This window comes from Halogeometricum sp. S1BR25-6, from assembly GCF_031624495.1.
GTDB classification, from domain to species: domain Archaea; phylum Halobacteriota; class Halobacteria; order Halobacteriales; family Haloferacaceae; genus Halogeometricum; species Halogeometricum salsisoli.
This window is the reverse complement of the sequence record NZ_JAMQOP010000003.1, coordinates 33,052-57,220: the sequence shown is the minus strand read 5'-3', so window position 1 is coordinate 57,220 and position 24,169 is coordinate 33,052. Positions and strand designations below refer to the sequence as shown.

Genomic DNA, 24,169 nt, shown 5'->3' with positions numbered 1-24,169 from the left:
AAGAGGTTCTACTCCACGTATAGATATCAATTATGATATCTGAGGCGAGGAATACAAGAGAGCTCGATTCGAGGTGCGACCGTGAAAGTATTGATACGTCGCCAGACGGGGAGCGTCCGAGGGGTGAACCGCGCGACCGGCGTGGCGACGAACTCCGATTCTCATCGGACAGAATTCGTTCGGCTGAGGGACGTCGCGTTCGTCCTCGCCGTGCCGTGCCTTCTCGTCGCGGCCTTTCTGCTTCCGGAGTCGATTCGAGGGGGACTCGTACTCTCGTACGAACGCCCGACGGCGCTCGCGATGTACGCGTCGCACTTCGTCCACGTGCGGGCGTCGTCCCTGCTGTCGAACCTGCTGGTTTTCTTCCTCGTCGTCCCGCCGGCGTTGTTGGCGAGCGTCCGAAGCGGTCGGCGACGGCGGTTCTACGTCGTCGCGTTCACCGTGCTCGTGGTGTTCCCGTTCGTGCTATCGGTGTTGAACATGCTGTTTCCCCGACCTCGGGTCGGAATGGGCTTTTCCGGTATCAACTTCGCCTTCGTCGGCTACCTCCCGCACGCCCTCGCCGACCGCTTCGAGGCGGACCGACCGGCGCCGACGCGGACCGCGAGGGCGTTTCTACCCGCCGTGTTCTTCGTCGGTGCGGCGGTCGTCGTGCTTCGGATGTCGACTCCGCTGGGAGTGACACCCCGCGCAGGCGGATGGCTCGCGGCGGTCGGCGCGGGCAGCGTTCTGGCGGTCGGGACCTGCGTTCAGCCGGTCGTTCGGCGTCCGAGGGTGCGAACGCGTTCGCTCGTCGAGACGATGCCGCCGCTGGTTCCGTTCGGGAGCGTGCTGTTCGTGCTCGTGATCGCCGCCGGCTTTCCGTCCGGCGGCTACGGGGGGCGCGTGATCACGAACGTCTTTCTTCACTTCCTCGGCTACTCGTTCGGGTACATCGTTCCGTACGTCGTGTTCCGCGTGCTCGAAGCCGAGTTCGACTGAGCAGGGTAGCGCAGTGCTCCCGGACTCGCTGCTGCGCGACGGTCGGCACCCGGCGCCGGGAGCGGCCCGAACGAATTCGGTCACGACCGACGCATCGATACCGGTTCCGCGTCGGCGAGCACGCGAGCGCGGGGGAATCGAATCCGAATCAGGTTCCCGTCCGCGGTCGAATCGAGCGAGATGTCCCCGTCGGAGAGTTCGACGACCCAGTAGACGAGCCAGAGCCCGAGTCCGGTGCTGTGGAACACGTTCGTCATCGCGTGCGGGTCTCTGAGCACGTGCGCTTCGATGTCGGGAATCGGCGGCGCGTCATCCTCGACGCGGAGTTCCACGGCGTCGCGGCGCAGTCGGACCGACACGGAGACCGACGGTCGGTCGCGGTCGCTGTGTACGATCGCGTTTTCGAGGAGTTCCGCGACCGCGAGTCGGACGTTACTCAGCGCGTAGACCGTCGCGCTGTCGGGGAGCGACGAATCGATGTCGGCGTCGGGGAACCGTCGCCTCGCCCGTTCGACTTCATCGCTCGTGACGGCCGTCAGGTCGACCAAGTCAGTGGTAGTCTTGTGGTTCAGGATGTCGACGACCTCGCGTTCTTTCTCCGCGCTCTCGAGCAGTTGCTCGCCGGCGGTTCGGATTTTGTCGGTCAACTGCGTGGTATCGCACGTCGTCTCGTCGATGAGGTCGGCGTTACCCAGAATAACGTTGAGCGCGTTCCGGAGGTTGTGTCGGAGCAGGTTGTCCATCACCGAGAGCTGTCGATCCCGGCGGTGTCGGTCGGTGATTTCTCGGGTGAAGCCGCTGATACGGACGACCTCCCCGTCTTCGAGTATCGGCTGCGCTTGCGCCCACACCCAGACGTTGTAGTTCTTCCGCGGGTTCACGCGGTACTCCATGTCGGTGGACTCGCCGCCGACGAGGCGGTCCATCGCACACCGAACCGCCGGAGCGTCGTCGGGGTGGATCGCCTCCAGAAACGCGCTCGCGTCCGCTTCGAGTTCGGCGACCGGTCGCCCGTACACCGTCTCGTAGGCCGGGTTGACGAACAGGAGTTCGGAGAACTCCCCGTCGAACATCCACAGCACCTCGTCGGTCACCGACGAGATCTCCTGCAACCGGGCGGTGAGTTCCTCGTGTTGGCGTTCGGCCTCCACCCGGTCGCTGACGTCGCGCGAACTCACGACGTAGCCGTCGAGTTGCTCGCTGGTCGCGTTCGACATCCGGCTCTCGAACCAGACCCACGAGTCGTCCGCGGTTCGGTACCGATACTCCACCGTCGCCTCGGAGAACGACTCGCTAGCGATCGTTCGCCGAAAGACGTCCCGAACGGTGTCGAGATCGGCCGGGTGGATGTACGTGAGCGCGTTCGTCCCGAGTAACTCGTTCGTCTCCCAGCCCAAGATGCGAGTGACGGCATCGTTCGCGTAGAGGATGGTCGCCTCGTCGTCGACGACCATGATTTTGTCTTGGGTGTAATCCAGGAGGACGTCGAGATCCATTGTCGGGGAGTTCGCCGACCATACGTATTAATCTTCTTACCAGTCCATATATGAGATAGTCTGTTCGGGAGTCCGTTCTTCGTCTTCCGGATTTCAGGGAGTATGAAGGCGAGAACGGGCAGAGATGTGCGTCACCGGCCGGTCGGTCGCGACGGGAGAAGCGGCTGATTGTCGGAATACATAGAATACTAGATATGCTACAGATACGGCTCGCACACCCGCTCGACGCCCTCCTCGAACGACACCTCGGGTTCCCACCCGGTCGCCTCGTGCATCTTCGTGTAGTCGGCCATCGTGTCGTGGACGTACACCTCGAAGGGGTTCTCGACGTACGCGGGTTCGACGTCCGTCCCCAGTGCGTCGTTGATCATCGAGACCATCTCGTTGAACGAGTAGCTCTCGCTCGTTCCCAGGTTGTAGATGCCCTGCAACCGGTGTTCGGCGGCTAAGACGAGGCCGCGAACGATGTCGTCGACGTGCGTGAAGTCGCGGGTCTGCGACCCATCGCCGAACAGTTCGGGCCGCTCGCCGTTGGCGATTTTGTGGGCGAACTGCGCGACGGTGTTGGCGTACTCGCCTTTGTGCTCTTCGGCGCCGCCGAAGCCCTGGTACACCGAGAAAAAGCGCATGCCGGCGAGGTGCATGTCGTAGTGGTGGTGGAAGTACTCGGCGTAGCGCTCGCGGGCGAGTTTCGACGCCTCGTAGCCCGTCCGGGCCATCACGTCCATGCTCTCGGAGGAGGGTTCGGTGCGGGAGCCGTAGATTGAGGACGTCGTCGCGTAGACCACGGTGTCACAGCCGTCGTTTCGCGCCTGTTCGACGGCGTTGACGAAGCCCTCGATGTTCACGCGGGCGCCCGTCGTCGGGTCCTCCTCGTGCATCTTGTACGAGGAGAGCGCGGCGAGGTGATAGAGCACGTCCACGTCTTCGGTCGGCAGGTCGTCGTCGAGAACGCTCGCGTCGACGAACTCCACGTCCGAGGAGAGATTCTCGGGCGTGCCGAGATAGAGATCGTCGACGGCGACCACGTCGTTGTCTTCGGCGAGGTAGTTGGCGAGATTAGAGCCGATGAACCCCGCACCACCCGTCACGAGAATTCGCTTGTTCTGCATTCGGCTATGAAATAATGAGTCGGTGACAAAGGTGTACCGGTGCGATGAGCTGGTATGTCCGAATTAAATAGAAGAAACAGATGCGGATAGCGAGCGGTGCGGCGGCGGGTCGGGTGGTCGAGTCGCCGACGTTCGCCTCGTTTCGTCTCGCTTCCCCGCGGCCCCGACCGACGACGGTCGCCTATCCACTGAGGTGTTCTGCTTACCCCACCAAGGTCCTTGGTCTGTTACACGATGACGACCACGAACGCGGACGAGGCCCTCACCGTGACCTGCCCCGACTGCGACGGCGAGTTCTCCGTGGAGATGACCTCGCGCGTCGAACGGGCCGACTACAACCCGGACGGCGTCGTCGACGCCGACTGCGGCCGGTGCGGCCGGAACTTCGCCGTCGGGTTCCACCGACGCCGCAGCCCGGAGGTCTAGACGGCGTTCGATACCGTTCGAACGGAGCGACAGTCACCGTCTCCGTCGAACGTCGATAGTCCGTAGTCGATAATCGGAGGCGGAGAGAACATCACCAGAGGGCGGCGGCCGGCGCCGGTCGAGCGTACCGCCACGGAGTCCGGTGCTGAGAGGTTTTCGAGGCCGATTCGCCGGATCAGTATCTATTAAAGAGTGTAATTATTTTACTGGTTTCTTAGATTGAAGTACTCTGAAAATAAACATTCTAACACGATTTGGGTATTTTCCGTGGCAAAACGTGTAACTGTGACGAAAATACTATCACAGTCGCCCGAGAGTCCCGAGTATGGTTAGGCTGTTCGCAGGCGGAGCGGCGAGAGCGCTCGGAGCGTTGCTCTTCGTCGTCGTCCTCTGTGTTTCACCGGTCGCCGGAGTAACGGACGTTTCAGCGCAGGACACGGGTACCGCCGAACGGGTCCCGGACACGCAGTTCGTGGAGGCGACGGACTCGGTGTCGGTGTGGAAGAACGCGCCGTTTCCGCTCCGGGTGAACGCCTCCGCGAGTAACGGAACGGTCGTCGAAAATCAGATGCTCACGGTCAGAGGACAGGGCGCGGAAGTGCGTCTCAACAAACAGCAGTTGGCCGCGTTCAACCCCGACGAGGAGATTCAGATGAGCTTCCAGTCGCGGTACCCCATCACGACGCGCGCCTTCCAAAACGAGGAGGTCCAACTGCTCGTCGCGAAGGCCGGACCGAACGCGTCGACGACGCTGCAGAACACGCCGCGGACGTCCGTAGGCGACGCGCTGGACTCGCTGATGGAGAAGAACGCCTCCGACGACGTCTCGTACGAACTCGTCGACCTCGGCGAACTGGAGAAGGGCGCCATCGAGGCGTCGTACGACCTCTCGGCGGACGGGGAGGCCCGCGGTCCGGGGCAGTACACGTTCTTCGTGGTTCAGGACACCGAGGGTGAGGGCTTCACCGTCGAGAACGGATCGCTCGCCGTCGACGGGAAGGCGCGCGTCCTCGGGATGGACGTCGCCTTCGTGCAGGCCGCCGAGGCCTCCGCGTCCGTGACGACGGAGGACGCAGCGCCCGGCGACGAGGTGACGTTCGACGTCAACTCGACGTTCACGCACTCGAACGTGAGCCACGCCGTCGTGCTGTACAACGAATCACAGTACACGAGCGCTCGCACGCGACTGGCCGTCGACGGTCCGCTGACCGCTAACGTCTCTTCGGACCAGATAACGGTGCAGAGCACACTGGCCGGCGTGAGCGGCACGAGGAGAGTCGTCGACAACGCCTCCGTTGCCGGTGTGAGCGCCGACAACGAGACGGTCCGCGGTCACACGACGTTCCGCGGCCTCGCCGACTGGATCGTCGAAGGCGCGAACGCGAGCGATCGGATGAACGGCAACGCCGCCGCGCCGGGCAAATCGGGTAATCCCGGCAACTCGGGCGATGCTGGACGTCCCGATAACCCCGGCAACTCCGGTGACGCCGGTCGTCCCGACAACCCCGGTAACTCGGGCGGCGCGCCGATGATGGGCGAGCAGACGTACCTCGACGCCTCCGCCACCCTCGTCGCCTCCACGAACGGGACGGGCACCGTCGACGTCCAGACGGGCGAGGACTGGGAAGAGGGCACCTACCGCTACATCTACATCGGGCAGGCGAAGGGAGGGAACAACGTCTCGACGACGACCGGAACCGTCGAACTCGGTAACGCGACCGTCGAGAACGACAGCGAAAACTAGCGGGAGCGAATCGGTCGGTCCGAGCGCCGGACCGCCGGATTGCGGGATTTTTTTGCGAAGGTCGGAGGACGCGAGGGGCTGTCTGTGCTGATGCGTTTATTTGGTCGAGAAATCGAACCGTCTGGACAAGCGCTACTCGGTGTCCACCTCCCAGTACTCCGCCAGCGCCCGTTCGACGACTTCCGACTGGTCGCTCTCCGATTCGAGTCGCTCAACGAGTTCCAAGTCGATGCTGAGCGTCTTCCGAACTTTTCGCCCCATAGCGGAGAGTATCTACGGAGACGGACATATGGTTTATTATGGACTATCACACCTGTCTCGAACGACTCGACCGGGCCGAATCGATAATGTTCGGATTGTGGTACGTTCTCCCGAATCCGGGACGCGGCGGTGCCGGGATGACCGAATCCGCCGACGCGAGTCGGATGCGGAACCGCTCTTTGGAGAGAGGACTAAACGCGACGGCGGGGATACTTTTTTTGAGGTCGACGATAGATGTTTCAGTCGCTCACTGTCTCGATATCGTCGGAATCGGGTTCTGACGCGGATAGTACTGTAACGGTTCTACATAGCTCGATTCGAGCGGCGGACGTGCCGTTCTGACGAGGGTTAAGCGAGTACTCCGCCGACTACTGCGGACACGGTGGTGTGGCACGTGTCAGCACAGTTACATCTCCGCGCGGAGGAGTCGGTCCGGGTCGGCGACGAGGAAGACGTAGCCGACGCCGAGTGCGCTCCCCACCGCGAGGAGCATGGCTCCGAGTCCCGACCCGACGAAGAGCCACGCCGACAGGGGAACGTCGAGTCGAATCCCGAAGACGACGAGCACGTCGGCCCACGAGAGCGCCCGGAGGCAGGCGAACGCCGCCGCGAAGGCGATAACCGTCGCCGGAAGCGCGAGCGTGACCGCGTCGCGCACCAAGGCGGCGAGCAGTTGCCGCCGACTCGCGCCCGTCGCGCGGTAGATGCCGATGCGGCGGCGGTTGGCGTGGACGGCGTGTGCGAACGTGGCGGCCGTCCCGCCGACCGTGCTGGCGCCGGCGAGGACGAGCATGACGAGAAACAGCACGCGCACGTTGCCGAACACGCCCTCGACGGCGCGTCCGATGCCGCTTCCCTGCGAGTACTCGCCCTCGAAGTCGACGGTCGAACTCACCCGCTCGTCCCCCGTCACCTCGTACGTCGTCGTGGCGAGGACGGCGCCGTCGGAGACGACGCGCAGGTCGTACGTCCCCGGCGCGAGCGTCCCGTTCAGTCCCGCGTCCGACGCCGGGACGGTTATCTGTTGGACCTCTCCGCCCCCCAGCCTGACCGTTCGTCGCTCGGTTCCGCCGGGTGTCACGAGCGAGACGTTCCGGACGAGAAGCCGCCCCCACGGGTTGCCCACCTGCACGGTGACGGTCGGTCTGGTGAGTTGCGTCCCCGACTCCGGGGAGACGTCGACGCGACCGCTCAGTCGCTGCGGCGCCCCTTCCTCGACGACGAGCGCGTGCCGTTCGCTCGCGTACCCCTCCTTCTCGACGGTCAGCGTGTACTCGCCGGGTTCGTCGGGGACGGGCACGATGGCGCCGCCGCTCGCTCGGGTCTGTCGCGTTCGGTCGCCGAGCGTCACCGTCGCTCCCGACACCAGCGTCCCGTTCGGCGTCGTCGCCGGCACGACCAGCGTCGATCCCGGCGGGGCGCGGGTCGGGTAGCCGTCGGGGAGTTGCAGCGTCCGCGGGTCGTACACCTCGACGCGCTTCGTCGTCCCGTCGGCTCGAATCGTGTACGTCCCCGACTCGGAGAAGGTGAACGTCACGTCGGCGCTCGCCGCCTCGTCCGGGGCGAGCGAGAACGACTCCCTCCGACTCCGGTCGCCGGCGCTGACCGTCACGTTCCGCGTCGTCGCTTCCTCGCCGTAGTTCCGGACCGCGACGGTGACCGCGTACGGGTCGCCGACCTGCACGGAGTCGTTCCCGGCGAGACTGGTCACGGCGAGGCCGCCAGGTCGCTGCGAGAGTCGCTCGAACTCCTCGGCGGTGCCGTTCGTCCGGATGAGGTGGACCTGCCCGTCCCCCGTCGCCAGCGTCTGCGCGGTATCCAAGGGGAGCACCAGTTGGTCGTCGGTGATGCCGGACCCCGAGAATCGGCCGACGACGGTCACTCGACGGACGCCCGGCGTGACGCTCCCGCCGAGTGTGAGCGTCTCACCCACCTCGACGTCGAGCGTCTTCGCGAGACTCGCGCCGACGACCGCCTGGTCGTACGCTCGTGGGGCGTGCCCGGCGACGAGTCGAGCGTCGGTCACCTGCCCGAAGGCGGTGAAGTTCGCCCCCCGGACGAGGTAGGGGTCGCCGTCGGTGGTTTGGGCGTACAGCACCTCCGGGCTGGCCGCGATACCTTCGTCGCGGAGGACGGTCGCGTACTCCTCGCTGATTCGACTGTTCAGCGGGTGGACCGACCCCGCCTCGGTGACGGTTCCGCTCTCCGTCGTCGCTAGCGGCGCGATGGCGCCGCCGATGGCCGTAACGAGGAGAAGAACGAGCATGAACACCGTCAGCGTCGTCGTCGTCGGCACCGCCGCGCGCCAGTCGACGAACGTCGGACCCGCGTCCGCGACGAACGCTCGGAGGCGTCCGACGAGCGAGTTCGGTTCGTCGCCCACACCACCGTGTCCGCTGTACCGACCGCCGCGCGCGTCGCGGCCGATAGCCATCGGGTCGCCGCGGACGACCGGGAGCGTAGCCAGAACGCCCGCGAGCAACCCCATTCCGACGAGGAAGCCGCCGACGAGCAGAATCGCCTGCAGGATGGACGCCGTGACGACGGCCTGAATGGAGACGACGAAGCCGGCGTACGTCGCGGCGTTGATGACCGCCTTCACCGCGATGAGACCGAGCGCGAACCCGAGGAGGACGCCCGTCCCCGTCAACCCGAGCACGCGGAGGAGAAGCACGGCGAACAGGCGGGTCGGCGAGATGCCCGTCGCGCGGGCCACGCGGAGTTCTGGGTGGCGGTCCCGGATGGACATTCGCGTGACGCTGTAGACGACGACGACGACGAGCAGACCGCCGCCGACGGCCGCGACGGAGAGCGTCCGGACTACCTGTCCGAGGCCGCCGACGAGGAACGGCAGCGCCGCGATGAGCGGCGCGCCCTCGTACCGCCAGGCCGCCTGCCGGTCCGCCGTCGACGCCGATGCCGACGCCGACTCGCCCGTATCGATGACGAGTGCCCCCGCGTCGTCGAGCGACGTCACCGCCTCGGCCGACCCGACGTACCACTCGGCCGGGAAGATGGTGCGCTCGTCGGGATGGGGCGTCAGTTGGACGGCGGTGTCGCCGAGACGCCGCTCGGTCGGACCTTCGACGGGGCCGGTGAACCCGCTCTCGGGCGCCGCGGGTACGCTCGCCGGGTTCCACGCCACGGAGGCGCTCTCGATTCGCGGCGGCGCGTCCGGGGGTACGCCGACGACCACCTGACTCTCCCCGTCACCGCCGTCGCCCGTCCGAACCGTCGTGACCGGGAAGACTATCTCCTCGGCGTCGCTCGCGTCGGCGGCCGCGACTGCGTCGTCGTACGAGTCGTCGTAGCTCACCGTCGCCGAACTCCCCAAGTCGCCTTCCAGCGTGGAGACGTAGGAGCCGACGGTGAGCAGCAGAACGACCGAACCGATGAGGAAGGCCGTCGTGACGGCGACGACGGCGACGCTCAGCCACTCCCGGCGCGACCACGACGAGACGAGCGTCGACTCAAACCGCATCGGCGTCGCGGGCGCGGTGCGGGTATCGGTGTCGGTCGTCGCTCATCGCGGGAGTGAGTAGTCTATCTCGTCGTCGGCGTCGGCGTCGACGGTCAGTCGGCCGTCCCGGAGGAGAACGGTCTCCGCGAACCGGGGTTCCAACCCCCGGTCGTGGCTGATGAGCACCAAGGCGGTGTCGGTCCGTTCCTTGACGCCGAACAGCAGGTCGAGCACCTTCTCGGCCGTCCGCGGGTCGAGTTGTCCCGTCGGTTCGTCGGCGAGGACGACGTCTGGTCGGTTCGCAAGCGACCGGGCGATGGCGACGCGCTGTTTCTCCCCGCCGCTCAGCGTCGCGGGGTACTGGGATTTCAGATCCGTAATGTCGAGCGCGTCGAACAGTTCGCCCAGCCACTCCTCGTCGCGGCTCCCGGTGTGGTCCTGCGGGAGGGCGGCGTTGTCCCACGCCGAGAGGTCGGGGATGAGCTGGAAGTCCTGAAAGACGAAGCCGATGGTGTCGCGGCGGATGGCGGCGCGCTTGCGCTCGGGGAGGGAACTCGCGTCCTCGCCGTTGACGTAGAGCGTCCCGCTGGTCGGCGTGCTCAGGAGACCGAGAACGTTGAACAGGGTGGATTTCCCGGCGCCGCTCGCTCCGCGGACGAGGAGGGAGGCGTCGGGGGCGACCGAGAGGGAGACGTCTTCGAGTATCGCGCTCCCCCCGCGCTCGACGGTGAGTCGGTCGCCGCGAAGGACGGGACCAGTCATATGCCGCAGCGTTCACACTTCTCCTATGTAGGTTATTTGTTCCGGAGGGTGTCAGGACGGCCCCCGGGTCGGCGACCATCCGGTCGGACGCGACCCGTCACGTTCCCACGCCCGCGCGGTCCGCTATCGTGGGCGCCAGAATCGTGACGCTCGCCGCGACGGCGGTGCCGACGACGGTCACGACGAGAGGCGGACTCGTGAGGTAGATGGCGACCCACAGGACCGCGGCGGGGATGCCGGCGGCCAGCGTCCCGCCGAGACCGAGGCGTCGGGACGGACGCACGGCGTACCACGCGACCGCGGCGCCGACCGACCCGCCGAGCCACTGCCCGGCGTTCCAGACCTCGCCGGCCGGGGCGAGGGCGCTCAGAACGACCGCGAAGACGCCGATGACGATGCCGAGCAGGAGGACGCGGAGCGGTTCGCCGTCCTCGATGGTCGCCGCGACGGCGAACAGGAAGACGCCCGCCAGGAACCCGCCGACGACGTCGACACCGTAGTGAACGCCGAGTATCACCCGCGAGGACGCCACGAGGAGGAATCCCGCGGCGGCCACCGCCCACCGAGTCGTCGCCGACCCGATGCTGAGTCGGGAGGCCAACGCAGCGAAGACGGCCGCCGTCCCGAGTGCGTGTCCGCTCGGGAACGCGAATCCGGTCGCGGTGGTTATCGACTGGAACGCCCCTCCGAGACCTGCGGGAAGCCAGCCCGGAGCCGTCACCACGTCGGCGGCCGGCGGTCGCGGCGCGCGAAAGAGATTCTTGAGCAGGTCGGTGAAGGAGAACGCCGCCAGCGTCACCGCGAGGACGAATACCCCGTCGCGCGGCTGCTCGACGAACTCGCGGTCGGTTCCGAGCATGTACACAAGGCTGGCCACGAGCAGCAGGAACCACGGGTCGCCGAACTGCGTGACGACCCCGGCGACGGTCAGCACGAGTCCGAGGTTCGCCGAGGCGACCTCGAAGAGGCCGAAACTCCGGCCGGGGACGGTGCTCAGGACGAACGCGAGCACGACGAAACAGGCGGCGGCCACGGCGGCGATTCCCACTCCGATCTTCTGATAGCGTCCGTCGGACTGTCTGAGTTGGCTTCCTTCGAGCATGGCTGTTACCCTCCGAAGCTCTCGGCCGGCCTCGGACCGACCATCTCGCCGCGGCGCGCGAACGTCGACCGGTTCGGAAAGTCCCGCCCATCGCGTACAGCCGCGGGTTTCGCGTTCATGAGTGCAGTGTTGGCGCTAGGGCCCGGACGTGTAAGAATGATACGGCACCCGACGAGGAATCCGACGACGAGGTACTCTCGGATGCGTCGTCAAACCGGACGCGAGGTGGATTGTAGGCGTCGCACTGACTTCGTCTTTCGACGGATACCGTCGGGTCGAACCTTCGCTCTCGGCGGTTCTCCACGGGTCGTATTAACAGCCCTCGCCGCCGGCCTCGGTCGGCGTCGAAACCACGACCGGGTCCAACCCGTTCGCGGTGTACACGACGTTCCGCGAGTCCAACCACCCCTCGTACGTCGATTGCGTGACCGTCTGGGGTGCGGAGGGGAACAGGTGCGCGCCCGTCGTCGTCCACGACCGCTGAGAGACGACCGGGCAGGTCGGACTCGGCCCGCCGGTGAGCCAACTCGCCGCGGGCCCCACGGAGGCGTCGCTGCCGAAGATGAAGGTGCCGACGCGGGTGAGCGTGTGGCCGCCGGTCCACGCGCGGTCGGTGTGCGCGCCGAGGAACGCGACGCCCCGATACTCCGAGTCGAGCGTCGTACTCGGCGCCGAGGCGGTGTCCATGTTGAGATACGCCAGCGGCGCGGAGGCGACGACGGTGAGGACGACGAGTACCGCGAGAACGACTGAGAGCGCCCGCTTTCCCCCGCCCGCGGAGAGACGGTCGGAGTCGAGCACGCGCACCAGCGTCACCGCCGCGACGGCGAGCACCGGGAAGTGCAGGAACGTCTGCGCGCGCATCGCCGTCGCGAAGTACTCCGGCGTGAGCGAGGCGGTGAGGCTGAAGCCGATGATGACCGCGGGCGCGGCGAAGAGGGCGACGAGCAGCGTCGCGCCGCGGTATTCGTCAAGGACGTCCAGCGAGGGCGCCGCGGCGACGGCGACGACGACGAGAAGACCGACGAGGGCGAGGATGAGACGGGGCGTGCTCACCGTCCCCGGGAAGACGGGGGCGAAGGCGTTCAGCAGCACGACGGCGAAGAACGTCCCGACGACGGCGAGGTAGACCGCCTGTCGGATACGGAGGCCGGTGTGCTGGAACCAGACGACGCCGATGGCGAGGACGATGACCCACGCGACGAACAGGCCGGGGTAGGCGGTGACGCGGTCGACGTACGGGACGGTGAGCGACAGGCGCGTCGCAACGGCGCCGTAGTAGAGGGCGATGTACGCCCAGAAGCCGCCCGCAACGGCGACGCCGCCGACGAGCGAGCGCACGGAGAGCGTCTCCGAGACGTGCCGGGCGGTCAACGCGGTGACGACCAGTCCCACGACGAACGACGTGAACGTGTGCAAGAGCGGGAAGATGCCGAGAACGAGGGCGACGAGGCCGTACCAGCGGGTCTCGCCGGTTCGGTAGGCGTAGTGAAGTGCGAAGGCTACGGTGAGGGTCAACAGGATGCCGACGATTTCCTCGTCGGGTACCAGCGTCCGGCGGAGGAACAGTCCCTCGACGGCGAGGAGGCCGGCGGTGACGACGGCCACCGACGACGGGGAGACCGACAGGCGCGCCGAGTCGCGGACGACGCGGCGAGCGAGGACGGCGCCGACGAAGACGACGAGCGTTCCGACGACCGTCGCGAGCGGTTGGGCGACGTAGAGAGGGTCGGCGTCGAAGACGAGACCGGCGGTCGCAAAGAGCGTCGTGAACAGGAGGCTGTCGGCCCGGTCGGTGAAGGGGAACGCCCCGGTGTCGACGACCGTACGGGCGAGGGCGGCGTAGTTGAAGCCGTCCAGCGTCGAGGGGAAGGGACTCCAGTAGAGGGGGGCGGCGCGAAAGGCGAGCGCCACGGACACGACGGCGGCGAGGAGGAGGCCGACCCGGCGGCGACTCATTTACTCATCACTTCCCGACGGCGTCGGTATATGTCTATCTACTAAGAGCGCCGCCGGGTCGCGCCGGAGGACGGCGACGGCGGCCAGCGTCGCGCTGACGAGCGAGAGCGCGACGCCGCAGGCCAGCGCTCCGAGGACGATTGTCGGCGAGAGGGCAGGTTCCAACACGAGACCGAACACCCGAAGTTCGCCGACGGCGAGCAGCGCCCGGACCGCCAGATACGCCAGCACCATCGAGAGCACGGCCGCGGTGGTCCCGATTTTGAGCGCGTCGACGAAGACGTCGAGGAAGACCGAGCAAGGGTCCGCGCCCGTCGCCCGCCGGATGCCGATTTCGCGCGTGGCGGTATGGACCGCGCGGGTGAACGCCGCGGTGGTGCTGCCGACGGTCATCACGCCGAGCAGCGAGACGACGGCGAGGACGAGCACCTCGATGTTGCCGAACGCCACCTGTATCGCCTGCGTGATGCCGCCGCCGCCGGAAAACTGCCCGCTCTGTGCGAGCGCCGCCCCGAGGCGGGCGTCGCCGCTGACCGTATAGGTCGTGCTCGCCTCCGTTTCCGTCCCGGCCGACGCCGTCACGTCGTACGCTCCGGCCGGTCGCTGGGGAATCTCGACGGCGAACCGCGCCGTCTCGCCGGGGTCGAGCGCCAGCGTCTCCGTCCGCTCAACGCCCGGCCCGGTCACGCTCAGGTTCGCTTCGACGGATTCCTCCCACGGATTCCGCGCCGTCACGGTCGCTTCCGGTCGCGTGAAGATGCTCGGCGCGTCCGGCGAGACGCTCACGTCCAGCATCGGCGCCCGCGTCGCGTCCGGCGCGACGGTGACGGTCGTCCGCGCACGGCGGCCCTCGGACTCGGCGACGACGGAGACGTTGCCGGCCGTTTCGAGCGAAATCCGCGCGTCTCCGTTTTCGTTCGTCGTCGCCGTCCGTCCGTCGACGCTGACCGTCGCTCCGCCGACCGGTCGGCCGTTCCGGAGCACTCGGACGGTCGGCGTCCCGCCGACGGGGGCGCGGGCGGGCGCCTCGACGACGAAACCGGCGCCGTCCGCATCGAGTGCGACCAGCGAGTCGCCGTCGACGGTGACGTTCTTCCGGACGTCGCCGACGACGAGGGGGTACGTCCCGTCCGAGAGGTCCTCGAAGGCGACGAACGCCCGCGCGGAGCGTCCGCTGTCGACCGTCACCTCGGCCGTGCGCGTCCGCTCGCCGAGACGCACCTCGACCTCCCGGGTCGCCTCGCGCAGTCCGAGGTTCGTCACGTCGACGGCGACGCCGGGCGTCCCGTTCTCGGTGACGACGCGAGCGCTCGTGACGACGACGGTGGAGGTGCCGGCGGCGTCGACGTCGAGTCCGTCGGTCCGGACGAACTGGACGGCGTCGTCGCCGGTGGTGGACATCTCGCGGGCGGCCGACAGCGAGACGAGCAGTTGGTCGTCCTGGATGCCCTCGCCGGAGAACGTACCCGTGAGTTCGAGGCGCATCACGCTGGCGTCGGTGCTGCCGCCGAGGACGATGGTGTCGCCGGGCGACAGTCCGGTCGACCGCGCGAGGTCGGCGCCCACAAGCGCCTCGTTCTCCGCGTCGGGCGCCTCGCCGCGCGCCACGTCGACGCCGGAGAGCGCCCGGTAGGCGGTGAAGTTCACCCCCCTAGCCACGATGGGGTTTCCGTCGTACACCTCGAACAGGAGTATCTCGGGGCTCGCCGTCGCCCCCTGCGCTCTGAGCGCGTCCGCGTACGCGGCGGGGACGCTGCTGGCGATGGGGTGTGGCGCGTCCGGTTGCGTGATGGTCTCGCCGGTGTCCGCCAGCGGACCGACCGCGCCCGCCACCGCGGTGAGGAGGAGCAGCGCGGCCATGAACACCGACAGCGTCGCCGCCGTCGGGACGAGGGCGTCCCAGTCGACGAGTCGCGTCCCGACGAGGCGACCGAGTCGCTCGCGGAGACGCCCGCGGTCGGGTCGTCCCTGCCCGGTGAGCGACGCCGGGTCCTCGGTCGCGCCGCGGTAGGCGGCGAGGAGGCCCGCCAGTCCGCCGACGAGGAGGAAGAAGACGACGGCCGGCAGGAGGACGGCGAGAACCGGTTCGGTCACCCGCGCGCTCAGCGTCGTCGGGAGGCCGCGGTAGACGGCGGCGTTGACGACGGCGCGGACGAGGATGAGACCGAACCCGTACCCCGCCGCAGTGCCGACGGCGGTGAGCGCGAGCGCTCGAACGGTGAACAGCCGGAAGATCTGGAACGGCGTCGCCCCGGTCGAGCGGAGGACGGCGATATCCGGCCGGCGCTCTCGAACCGTAATCTGAACGACGCTGTAGATGGTCACAGCGACGAGCACGCCCGCCGCGACGGTGGCCAGTTGCAGGAGGCGGACGAGTTCGGCAGCCCCGCGGACGAAAAACTCCAGCGCGGACAGAAGCGGCGTCGCCGGGCGCGTCTCCGTCTCGCGGATGGTCACCGCGGAGGCGCCCTCGAACGCGGCGGCCGTCTCGGGGTCGGTCACGTACCACGAGTCGGGGAGAACCGACCGCGACTCCCGCGGTTGGACGCGGACGGTTCGCTCACCGACAGAGACCTGTCTCGCTGCGCCCTCATAGTCGGCGCTCGCGAGGACGCCGGGGTCGGGCGGCGGGAACTCGACCGTCCGCCCCCTGACGGTGATGCTCGGCGCTCCGTCGGGGACGCCGACGACGGTCACCTGTTCGCCGTCGAGCGTCGTCTCGGCGACGGTGAGTTCGACGACCGCCGCGCCGTCTCCCCGTCCGGTGTCGTCGATGCCGTACGGCGTCTCGAACTGCGCCGCGATGGCCGTGGTCTGGGACCCGAGCGCGACGCCCAATACGGCCGCGCCGACGAGAAAGGAGACGGTGAGCGCGATGACGACGACCGCCAGCGTGTCGCGCCGCGCCCATCCGAAGGAGAGTACTCGTCGATATCCCATCTAGTCTGTCGGAATCTTCGCGTCGGCGACCAAATATGTGTGTGGTGTCCGAATCGAGGGGTCGCGGTCGGACGGGTCGGTCTCTCTCGGAGGCAGACACCACCGTTTCCGTCGTTCTTCGTGCCCGTTCGGCACCGGATTCCCACCCGCGGAGTCATCGTGCAGGGCGGAGTCCGAATCGCCGGCCGGAACGTGCGGGGACCACTAGACGGTTTTTAGTGCGTCACGGGCGTACGTCGAACACACAATGGTTCGGGAGAGCGGGTGCGAGTGACCGCCGCGAGTTCGATGACGCGTCGGGGCGGACCGGGGCACTCCCGCGGCGGCACGGTCGTCGCATGATCGGCCGCGTCGAGTGGCGGGTGGCCCTCGCGCTCGTGGGGATGATTCTCAAGTGGCTCTGGCTGCCGATGCTGCTCCCACTCGGCATCGCCGTCTACGACGGCACCCCCCTCGCCCCGTTTGTACTGTCGATGCTCGCGACCGTCGGCATCGGAATCGGGCTCGAACGGCTGACCGACGAGCGCGACCTGGGCGTGCGCGAGGCGTTTCTGATGGTCTCGTTGACCTGGCTGAGCATCGCTCTCGTCGGCGCGGCTCCCTTCGTCCTCGCCGGCAACGGGGCGCTCGCCTCCCCCGTCAACGCGCTCTTCGAGAGCATGAGCGGGTTCACGACGACGGGCGCGACGGTCATCGTCGACTTCGAGCGTCACTCACGGGCGATTCACATGTGGCGGTCGATCATCCAGTGGCTCGGCGGACTCGGCATCCTCGTGCTCGCGACGGCGGTGCTGTCGCAACTCTCCGTCGGGGGCGCCCAACTGATGGAGACCGAGACGCAGACGCGGGATGTGAACAGACTCACGCCCCGCATCTCTCAGACCGCGGCCCTCCTCTGGAAGATATACATCGGGCTGACCGGACTGCAGATAGCCGTCCTCTACGGGTTGCACCTCGCCGGTCTCGCACCCGAGATGACGCTGTACGACGCCGTGGCCCACGCGTTCACCACGGTGTCGACGAGCGGGTTCTCCCCGCGACCCGAAAGCATCGCCGCCTTCTCGCCCGCCGTCCAGTGGGCGGTCGTCCCCTTCATGGCGACGGGGGCGACGAGTTTCGTCCTGCTGTACTTCCTGCTTCGGGGCGACGTCGAGCGGCTTCGCAACAGCGACGAGTTCCGCTTTTACGTCGGCGTCCTCGCGTTCTTCTCGGCCGGGGTCGCCACCGTCCTCTTCGTCGACACGGCGCTGTACGAGAGCCCCGAGGCGGTCGTCCGTCACTCGGTGTTCCAGGTGGTCTCCATCGTGACGACGACCGGCTACGCGAGCACGGACTTCAACCTCTGGTCGTCCGGGGCCAAGCACCTCCTGTTCGCCTGCATGTTCGTCGGCGGGATGGCCGGGAGCACGACGTGTTCGATCAAGACGCTGCGCTGGCTGGTCGTCCTGAAGGCGTTCCGTCGGGACCTGTTCGTCGCGACCACCCCGAGCGCGGTTCGGCCGGTCCGGCTGAGCGGCAGCGTCGTCGAGGAGAAGACGATTCGAGACATCTACGCCTACACCCTCGTGAGCCTCGTCATATTCATGCTCGCGACGATATTCGTGGTCGTCGACGCCTCGCGGGTGCAGTTGGGCGTGGGCGAGTTCGAGGCGATGAGCGCGGCCGCGGCGACGTTCTTCAACGTCGGGCCGGCGTTCGGTATCGCCGGCCCCCTCGAAAGCTACGAGCCGTTTTCCCAGTCGACGAAACTCGTCTTGACCTTCCTCATGTGGATCGGGCGAATCGAGATTATCCCGGTGCTCGTGCTGTTGACGCCGTCGTACTGGCGGTCGTAGTCGCTGCGTTCGGTCCGACCCACTTCGACCCGTCCGACCGTGGGCGAACGTCAGGCGTCGACGACGGCGAGTTTGACCCGCTTGACGCCCTTGAGCGGCCGAATCTCCGACAGCAACGCCTCGATTCGCTCGCCGGTGCCGTCGACCGCGATGGACTCGAGACAGAGGTGGTCGCTGAGGTGGACGTGGTGGACGGCGATGATGGTATCCGAGAAGTCGTGTTGCAGGTCGGTCAGCCGTTCGGTCACCCCGCTGTGGTCGTGTTCGTAGAGGACGACCACCGTTCCGCTGAGCGACCCGGAGAGCCCGGTCTGTCGGTTGAACTCCGTGACGAACGCGCGGAGCGCGTCCCTCGTCGCCTCCGAACGACTGCCGTACTCGCCCGTCTCGACCACCGCGTCCAGTTCCGCGAGCAACTCCGGCGGAAGGGTGACGCTCATCCGGTCGCTGGCTCCGCTCATGATTCCCCATTCCGGCAGCGAACGGTTAACAGTTGATAGCGAGCGCCGCGGGCGACCCGTGCGGACGGCGCACGCCGGCGTCGCGGCGGCGCCGCGCGTTCCGCGAACGAGTATTACGATTCGGAGCAAAAGTATTATTCCGGTGCTGCGCGACGGGCGTGACGAATGCACATTCCGGACGGATTTCTCGACCCGTGGGTCGCGGGGCTGTTCTGGCTCGGGGCGGGTATCGCCATCGGCGTCGCGGTGCGGCGGGCGCGGGACGAACTCGGCGACGAGCGGACGCCGCTGCTCGGCGTCGTCGCCGCCGGCATCTTCGCCGCGCAGATGCTCAACTGGCCGATACCGGGGGGAACGAGCGCTCACTTCGTCGGCGGTGCGTTCGCCGGTATCCTTCTGGGTCCGTCGCTCGGCGTCCTCGCGATGACCGCCGTGGTCTCGATTCAGGCGCTCGTGTTCGGCGACGGCGGCATCGTCGCGCTCGGCGCGAACCTGTTCGCGATGGCCGTCGTCGACGTGCTCGTCGGCTACGCGCTGTTCCGCGCCTGCAGGAGCGTTCACGAGACCGGCGCCGCCTTCGCGGCCGGGTGGGGGGCGATCACGCTCTCGGCTCTCGCCGTCGGCGTCGGCGTCGGGGCGTCCTCGGCGTTCGCGTACGAACTCGGGACGACGGTCACCATCATGGTCGTCGGCCACGCGCTGTTGGGCGTCGTCGAGGGGGCCATCACGGCGGCCGTCTACGGCTACGTCGCCGACGCCCGACCGGACCTCGTGCTCGGTCACGGAGACGACGGATGCGCCTCGGGGGTCGGCCTGTGAACGCCGTCCTCGGGAAGCCGTGGGTCCGCCGGGCGGTGGTCGCGCTCCTCGTCCTCGTCGCCCTCGCGCCGGTGTTCGGGTGGGCCTCGGGCGCGGTCGGCTACGCCGAACCGCTCGAAAACGCCGCCGAGGAGACGGGTGCGGCCGACGCCGCCGCTTCGACCGTTCCCGCACTCTTCCCGGATTACTCGGTGCCCGGCCTCGGGTCGTCGCTCGGAACGCTCGTCTCCGCCGTCGTCGGGACGGCGCTCACGCTCGCCGTCGGCGTCGGCGCGGGCCGGCTTCTCGAACGGTGACCGGCGTCCTCGCCCGCACGGTCGAGTCCGTCTCGGGTGCGCTCCGCGCCGTCTTCGCGGCCGAACGGGTCGCCGCCGAGGACGGGTTCCTGCAGGGCCGGGACCCCCGCGTGACGCTCCTGTCGCTGGGCGGGTTCGCGCTGGCCGTGATGCTCGCGCGGACGCCGGCAGTGACGCTCTGTCTCGGCGCCGCGACCGTCGGACTGGCGCTGCTGTCGGCGGTCCCCCTCCGGGAGCTACTGGGGCGGTCGGCGGTCGTTCCGGCGGCGGCCGCCACAGTCGTCCTCCCGCAGGCCGTCCTGCTACCCGGCGACGCGCTGGTGGGCGCGAGTCTGCTCGGCGTCGCCGTCGAACTCACCGACGCCGGCGTCGCCTACGTCGTTCGGTTCACCGCGCGCGTCTGGGTCGGCGTGGCGCTCCTCTCACTGCTCACGATGACGACGCCGTTCTCGGCGCTCGTCGCCGCGATGCGCGAACTCCGGGTTCCGGTGGCGCTCGTGTGGGTGCTGGCGGTGACGTACCGGTATCTCTTCTTGTTCTTCGACGAACTGCAGCGGCTGGTGCTGGCGCGGAACAGCCGAACGACGGGGTCGGCGGGCGCTCGGAGCGAGTGGCGCGACGCGAAGCGACTGGCGGGGACGTTCCTGCTGCGGACGCTGGACCGCGGGGAGCGCGTCGGTCGCGGGATGCGAGCGCGGGGCGGCGCTCGGCCGCCGTCGCCGTACGGTCGCTCCCGCGCCGTCGACGGGTACGACTACGCCCTGAGCGCGTGCGCCGTCGCCGCCGTCGTCGGGGCGGGGGTGGTCCGATGGCTCCCGTAATCGAAGCCCGCGGGCTGACCTACGAGTACGCCGACGGCACGGCCGCGGTTCGAGGCGTCGACCTCACCGTCGAACCGGGAGAACGCGTCGCCGTCGTCGGGGCGAACGGGTCGGGCAAGAGCACGCTCCAACTCGCCCTCGGGGGCCTCGTCGAACCGACCGCGGGGACGGTGACGTACTTCGGGGAAACGGACGACGCGGAGGCGGTCCGGGACCGCCTCGGCGTGCTGCTGCAGGACCCGGACGACTACCTGTTCAACACGACCGTCCGCGAGGACGTCGAGTACGGTCCCGCCCAACTCGGACACTCGCGGGAGGCGGCGCGGCGGCGCGTGGGCGAACTCGCCGCAGAACTCGGGTTGGAGGCGCTGCTCGACCGCCCGCCGTTCCGCCTCTCCGGCGGCGAGAAACAGCGGGCCGCGGTGGCGAGCGTTCTCGCGTTCGACCCCGAGGTGCTCCTCTTGGACGAACCGTTCGGCGCCGTCGACGCCCGGTACCGGGAGCGAATCCGCGAACTGGTGACCGACCGCGAGGGGACCCTCCTATGGTTCACCCCCTCGGTCGACGTCGTCCCTAAGGTGGCAGAACGGGTCGTACTCGTGAGTCGGGACGGCTCGGTCGCCGCCGACGGCCCCGTTCGGGAGATACTCACCGACCGGTCGCTGCTGGAAAACCACGGTCTGCGGCCGCCCGCCGCGGTTCGACTGTTCGAGGGAATCGTCGAGCGGGACGACCTTCCGCTGACCGTCGAGTCGGCGCGGCGGCGCCTGCGGCGCGGCGAGTGACCCCCGCTACCCGCCGGAACGCGGCAGTACACTTATGTGACAAATCGTGTACGTGCGAGTATGAATCCCAGAGGGTCGAACCCGGTGGACGTCGCTCCCCGGACGCGCGGGGAGTTCCAGCGCGCCGCCGCGCAACTGGTCGAGCCGCTGTTCGCACACGTCAGTCCGGGCAACGCGCGGATTCGACCCACGGCGACGGGCGCACACTTCTCCGACACCGCGGCCGAACTCGAAGGATTCTCGCGCCTGCTGTGGGGGCTGGTTCCGCTCGGCGTTCACGCCGAGGTCGGGCGCTGGCCGCAGATTCGCGAGGGACTCGTCAACGGCACGAACCCCGAACACGAGGAGTACTGGGGCGCCGCGGGAGACTACTCGCAGAAGCACGTCGAGATGGCGGCCATCGGCGTCGGACTCGCGCTCGTTCCCGAACACCTGTGGGAGCCGCTCTCGGACACTGAGCGCGAGCGGCTGGCGACGTGGCTCGACCAGATAAACGACGCCGAACTGCACGACTGCAACTGGCTGTTCTTCCGGGTGATGGTGAACCGGGGCCTCCGAGCGGTCGGGGCGCCGCACGACGCCGACCGGACAGAATCGTCGCTCGACCGACTCGAGTCGTTCTCCCGCGGCGGCGGCTGGTACACCGACGGGCCGGCCGAGCGGGCGAGCGGGAGTCCCGTCGACTACTACCTCCCGTGGGCGATGCAGTTCTACGGCCTCCTCGACGCCGCGATGGCCGAGGACGGCGACGAGCGGGCCGAGCGGTTCCGCGCCCGCGCGAAGGCGTTCGCGACGGAGTACGTCCACTGGTTCGACGAGGCGGGTCGCGCGATACCCTACGGTCGGAGTCTGACCTACCGGTTCGCGCAGGCCGCGTTCTGGGGCGGCCTCGCGTTCGCGGACGCGAAACCCGACGCGCTCTCGTGGGGGGCCATCAGAGGGTTGTGGGCGCGCAACGTCCGCTGGTGGCTCGACCAGCCGATATTCACCGACGGCGGACTCCTGTCAGTGGGCTACCGCTATCCCACCCTGAAGATATCCGAGAGTTACAACTCGCCAAACTCCCCCTACTGGGCGCTCAAGGCGTTCTTCCCGCTCGCGCTTGCCGCCGACCACCCGTTCTGGCGGGCCGAAGCGGAACCACTGCCCGATTTGCCGGCGCTTACCACCCAACCCGAGGCCGGGAAGCTGGTCTGCCGGAGCGAAGGGGGAGACCACCTGTTCGCGCTGTCGCTCCCCCAGACGAGCCCGCACGGTCACGAGAAGTACGCCAAGTTCGCCTACTCCGCACGGTTCGGCTTCTCGGTCGCGAGCCGGCGTCCGGGCGCGGGGCGGGCGGGTCACGACAGCGCGCTCGCGCTCAGCCTCGACGGCTCGAGGTACGTCACGCTTCGGGAGGCGACGGCGACCGAGATGGACGGGACGACCCTCTCCGTCCGGTGGGAGCCGTGGGATGGGGTCGGAGTCCGAACGTGGCTCGCCCCCGCGCTCCCGTGGCACGTGCGGGTCCACCGAATCGAGACCGACCGGACCGTCCACGCCGAGGAGGGCGGATTCGCGCTCGACAAGACGGGTGACGACGGGGACGGAAACGGGGTCGTCCACCGCACGCGAGGCGGGACCGCCGTCGCGCGGTACCCGAACGGCGTGAGCGGTATTGCCGACGGGTTCGGCGGCCGGACGGCCGCGGTGGTCGACGAAGAACCCAACACCAACCTCTATCACCCGCGAACGGTGGTCCCGACGCTCCGGTCGACGCACGAGTCGGGCACGCACTGGCTCGGGTCCACGGTCGCCGCCAGCCCCCGCGCGGACGGCGCGTGGGACGCCGACCCGAATGTGTCATTCGAGGCGACCGACCGCGGCGTCGTCGTCGAGACGGCCGACGGCGAAACGCTGCTCCGCTGTTCGTCGGAGGAACGGTGATTCGCGTGCGGGAGGTTCGCCGAGCGGAGGACGTGCGGCGTGCCTACCGACGTCGGTCGCAGTCGGGTATCAGTACGGCGTTCGGATGCCGACGCCGTTGGAGAGACGCCAGGTGAACCGGCGCTCCGACGGGTCGGCGACCGACAGTTCGCACGCGCCGAGAAGCGGGACGACGCCGGTGTGGAACCCCTCCCAGCGCGACCGGTACGTCTCGCCTCCGATACCCGACTCGTAGGAGCCGTCGGGCACCGTCACCGCGCCGCCCGCGACGCCGACTCGACCGCCGTCGGTCGAGAGAGAACGGGCCGCGGAGAGGCGGTCGCCGGAATCAGCTTCGATCTCCTGTTCGAGCCACGTGAACGCCGGTTCCTCGGTGTAGTAGCCCCACGGGTCGACCTCGTAGCGCTTCCCGAGGAGTCGACCGGCGGACCACAGGCGCAGGCGGTACCGGTCGTCCGCGAGACGGTGGACGAGCAAGGCCGCGTCCTGAAGCGCGAACCGTCGGCTCCGAACGATCTCCATCCGGCGCGCGTGGGCGCCGAAAAATCGACCGGGGGACGAATGGGGGTCCGACCACGGAATCGCCGCCGCACCGTACTCCGCTCGCATCCGGTTGCGGTACGCGTCGAACTGGTCCGGATGGATGAAGACGTCGTCGTCGGGCGAGGAGAGGTCGACCGTATCGGTCGAACCGCCGCCGAGTTTCGTGCGGACGACCCCGCCGTTCAGGCAACCGGCCGTCGCCGCCACCACTCCGACCGCGGCCGTCGCGCCGGCCCGTCGGATGAAGTTCCGTCTGGAGGACACGTGTCGCAGTAGTGACAGGCAGCCGTATAGCTTTTCTCCGCGAAGGGGGTCGTTTCGCGACGAGGAGAACGCTCGATTCGGAAGTACTCGCAGAGATTGGGGAAACTGGGTCGTGTTAGCGCCGCACGCAAAGCTTGAGTTGTGTATTCGGTCTCAAATCTTCCCTGTACACTAAC

The 24,169-nt window shown here is 68.1% G+C and carries 19 protein-coding genes; 9 read left to right on the top strand and 10 right to left on the bottom strand.

Annotation, left to right across the window (positions count from 1 at the left end; genetic code table 11):
• The first annotated feature begins 81 nt into the window (after positions 1 to 81).
• The gene (locus tag NDI76_RS15475; protein ID WP_310925032.1) at positions 82 to 981 is read left to right on the top strand and encodes a hypothetical protein; all 900 of its coding nucleotides are present in this window, start codon (positions 82 to 84) and stop codon (positions 979 to 981) included.
• Positions 982 to 1,061: 80 nt separating this feature from the next.
• Here the strand turns inward: NDI76_RS15475 and NDI76_RS15470 are convergent, their stop codons facing one another.
• Positions 1,062 to 2,477: a PAS domain-containing protein gene (locus NDI76_RS15470; RefSeq protein WP_310925031.1), complete on the bottom strand. Its 1,416-nt coding sequence runs from the start codon at positions 2,475 to 2,477 to the stop codon at positions 1,062 to 1,064.
• A gap of 197 nt (positions 2,478 to 2,674) precedes the next feature.
• Entirely contained in the window at positions 2,675 to 3,589 is a 915-nt protein-coding gene (locus NDI76_RS15465; protein ID WP_310925030.1) for an NAD-dependent epimerase/dehydratase family protein, read from the bottom strand.
• A 234-nt stretch (positions 3,590 to 3,823) separates the two neighbouring features.
• Here NDI76_RS15465 and NDI76_RS15460 point away from each other — a divergent pair, with 234 nt between their 5' ends.
• Positions 3,824 to 4,015: a hypothetical protein gene (locus NDI76_RS15460; RefSeq protein ID WP_310925029.1), complete on the top strand. Its 192-nt coding sequence runs from the start codon at positions 3,824 to 3,826 to the stop codon at positions 4,013 to 4,015.
• A 325-nt stretch (positions 4,016 to 4,340) separates the two neighbouring features.
• A complete protein-coding gene (locus NDI76_RS15455) occupies positions 4,341 to 5,759 on the top strand; it encodes a collagen-like triple helix repeat-containing protein (RefSeq protein WP_310925028.1) in 1,419 nt (472 codons plus the stop codon).
• A gap of 132 nt (positions 5,760 to 5,891) precedes the next feature.
• On the opposite strand, the gene NDI76_RS15450 is transcribed toward NDI76_RS15455, so the two are convergent.
• The 6 genes from NDI76_RS15450 to NDI76_RS15425 all read right to left on the bottom strand — a co-directional run bounded on the left by NDI76_RS15450 (position 5,892) and on the right by NDI76_RS15425 (position 16,243).
• Complete coding sequence (locus NDI76_RS15450) at positions 5,892 to 6,020, bottom strand: hypothetical protein (protein ID WP_310925027.1); 129 nt, start codon at positions 6,018 to 6,020, stop codon at positions 5,892 to 5,894.
• A 406-nt stretch (positions 6,021 to 6,426) separates the two neighbouring features.
• A complete protein-coding gene (locus NDI76_RS15445) occupies positions 6,427 to 9,501 on the bottom strand; it encodes an FtsX-like permease family protein (RefSeq protein ID WP_310925026.1) in 3,075 nt (1,024 codons plus the stop codon).
• A gap of 42 nt (positions 9,502 to 9,543) precedes the next feature.
• Positions 9,544 to 10,242, bottom strand: coding sequence for an ABC transporter ATP-binding protein (locus NDI76_RS15440; protein WP_310925025.1), 699 nt, complete (start codon positions 10,240 to 10,242; stop codon positions 9,544 to 9,546).
• A gap of 97 nt (positions 10,243 to 10,339) precedes the next feature.
• Entirely contained in the window at positions 10,340 to 11,344 is a 1,005-nt protein-coding gene (locus tag NDI76_RS15435; RefSeq protein ID WP_310925024.1) for a phosphatase PAP2 family protein, read from the bottom strand.
• Between the two features lie 312 nt (positions 11,345 to 11,656).
• Complete coding sequence (locus NDI76_RS15430; protein ID WP_310925023.1) at positions 11,657 to 13,303, bottom strand: hypothetical protein; 1,647 nt, start codon at positions 13,301 to 13,303, stop codon at positions 11,657 to 11,659.
• Positions 13,304 to 16,243: an FtsX-like permease family protein gene (locus NDI76_RS15425; protein WP_310925022.1), complete on the bottom strand. Its 2,940-nt coding sequence runs from the start codon at positions 16,241 to 16,243 to the stop codon at positions 13,304 to 13,306. It lies immediately after the preceding gene.
• Between the two features lie 338 nt (positions 16,244 to 16,581).
• Here NDI76_RS15425 and NDI76_RS15420 point away from each other — a divergent pair, with 338 nt between their 5' ends.
• On the top strand, positions 16,582 to 18,078 hold the full coding sequence (locus NDI76_RS15420) for a TrkH family potassium uptake protein (protein ID WP_310925021.1): 1,497 nt from the start codon (positions 16,582 to 16,584) through the stop codon (positions 18,076 to 18,078).
• A 50-nt stretch (positions 18,079 to 18,128) separates the two neighbouring features.
• On the opposite strand, the gene NDI76_RS15415 is transcribed toward NDI76_RS15420, so the two are convergent.
• Positions 18,129 to 18,539, bottom strand: a complete 411-nt coding sequence (locus tag NDI76_RS15415) for a CopG family ribbon-helix-helix protein (protein WP_310925020.1) — start codon at positions 18,537 to 18,539, stop codon at positions 18,129 to 18,131.
• 165 nt (positions 18,540 to 18,704) lie between these two features.
• Between NDI76_RS15415 and NDI76_RS15410 the strand changes: the two genes are divergently transcribed.
• Genes NDI76_RS15410 through NDI76_RS15390 form a run of 5 tightly spaced genes read left to right on the top strand, consistent with a single transcriptional unit; the run spans position 18,705 to position 23,186 of the window.
• Positions 18,705 to 19,358: an energy-coupling factor ABC transporter permease gene (locus NDI76_RS15410; protein ID WP_310925019.1), complete on the top strand. Its 654-nt coding sequence runs from the start codon at positions 18,705 to 18,707 to the stop codon at positions 19,356 to 19,358.
• Positions 19,355 to 19,654 carry a PDGLE domain-containing protein gene (locus tag NDI76_RS15405; RefSeq protein WP_310925018.1) on the top strand — a complete coding sequence of 100 codons (300 nt, stop codon included), beginning with the start codon at positions 19,355 to 19,357 and terminating at the stop codon, positions 19,652 to 19,654. The genes NDI76_RS15410 and NDI76_RS15405 overlap by 4 nt, the downstream gene beginning before the upstream one ends.
• Entirely contained in the window at positions 19,651 to 20,475 is an 825-nt protein-coding gene (cbiQ, locus tag NDI76_RS15400) for a cobalt ECF transporter T component CbiQ (RefSeq protein WP_310925017.1), read from the top strand. The genes NDI76_RS15405 and cbiQ overlap by 4 nt, the downstream gene beginning before the upstream one ends.
• Positions 20,463 to 21,260: an energy-coupling factor ABC transporter ATP-binding protein gene (locus NDI76_RS15395; protein ID WP_310925016.1), complete on the top strand. Its 798-nt coding sequence runs from the start codon at positions 20,463 to 20,465 to the stop codon at positions 21,258 to 21,260. The genes cbiQ and NDI76_RS15395 overlap by 13 nt, the downstream gene beginning before the upstream one ends.
• Positions 21,261 to 21,320: 60 nt before the next feature.
• Positions 21,321 to 23,186 (top strand): DUF2264 domain-containing protein, encoded by a 1,866-nt coding sequence (locus tag NDI76_RS15390; protein WP_310925015.1) that lies wholly within the window; start codon positions 21,321 to 21,323, stop codon positions 23,184 to 23,186.
• Between the two features lie 69 nt (positions 23,187 to 23,255).
• On the opposite strand, the gene NDI76_RS15385 is transcribed toward NDI76_RS15390, so the two are convergent.
• The gene (locus NDI76_RS15385) at positions 23,256 to 23,993 is read right to left on the bottom strand and encodes a hypothetical protein (RefSeq protein ID WP_310925014.1); all 738 of its coding nucleotides are present in this window, start codon (positions 23,991 to 23,993) and stop codon (positions 23,256 to 23,258) included.
• Positions 23,994 to 24,169 lie beyond the last annotated feature (176 nt).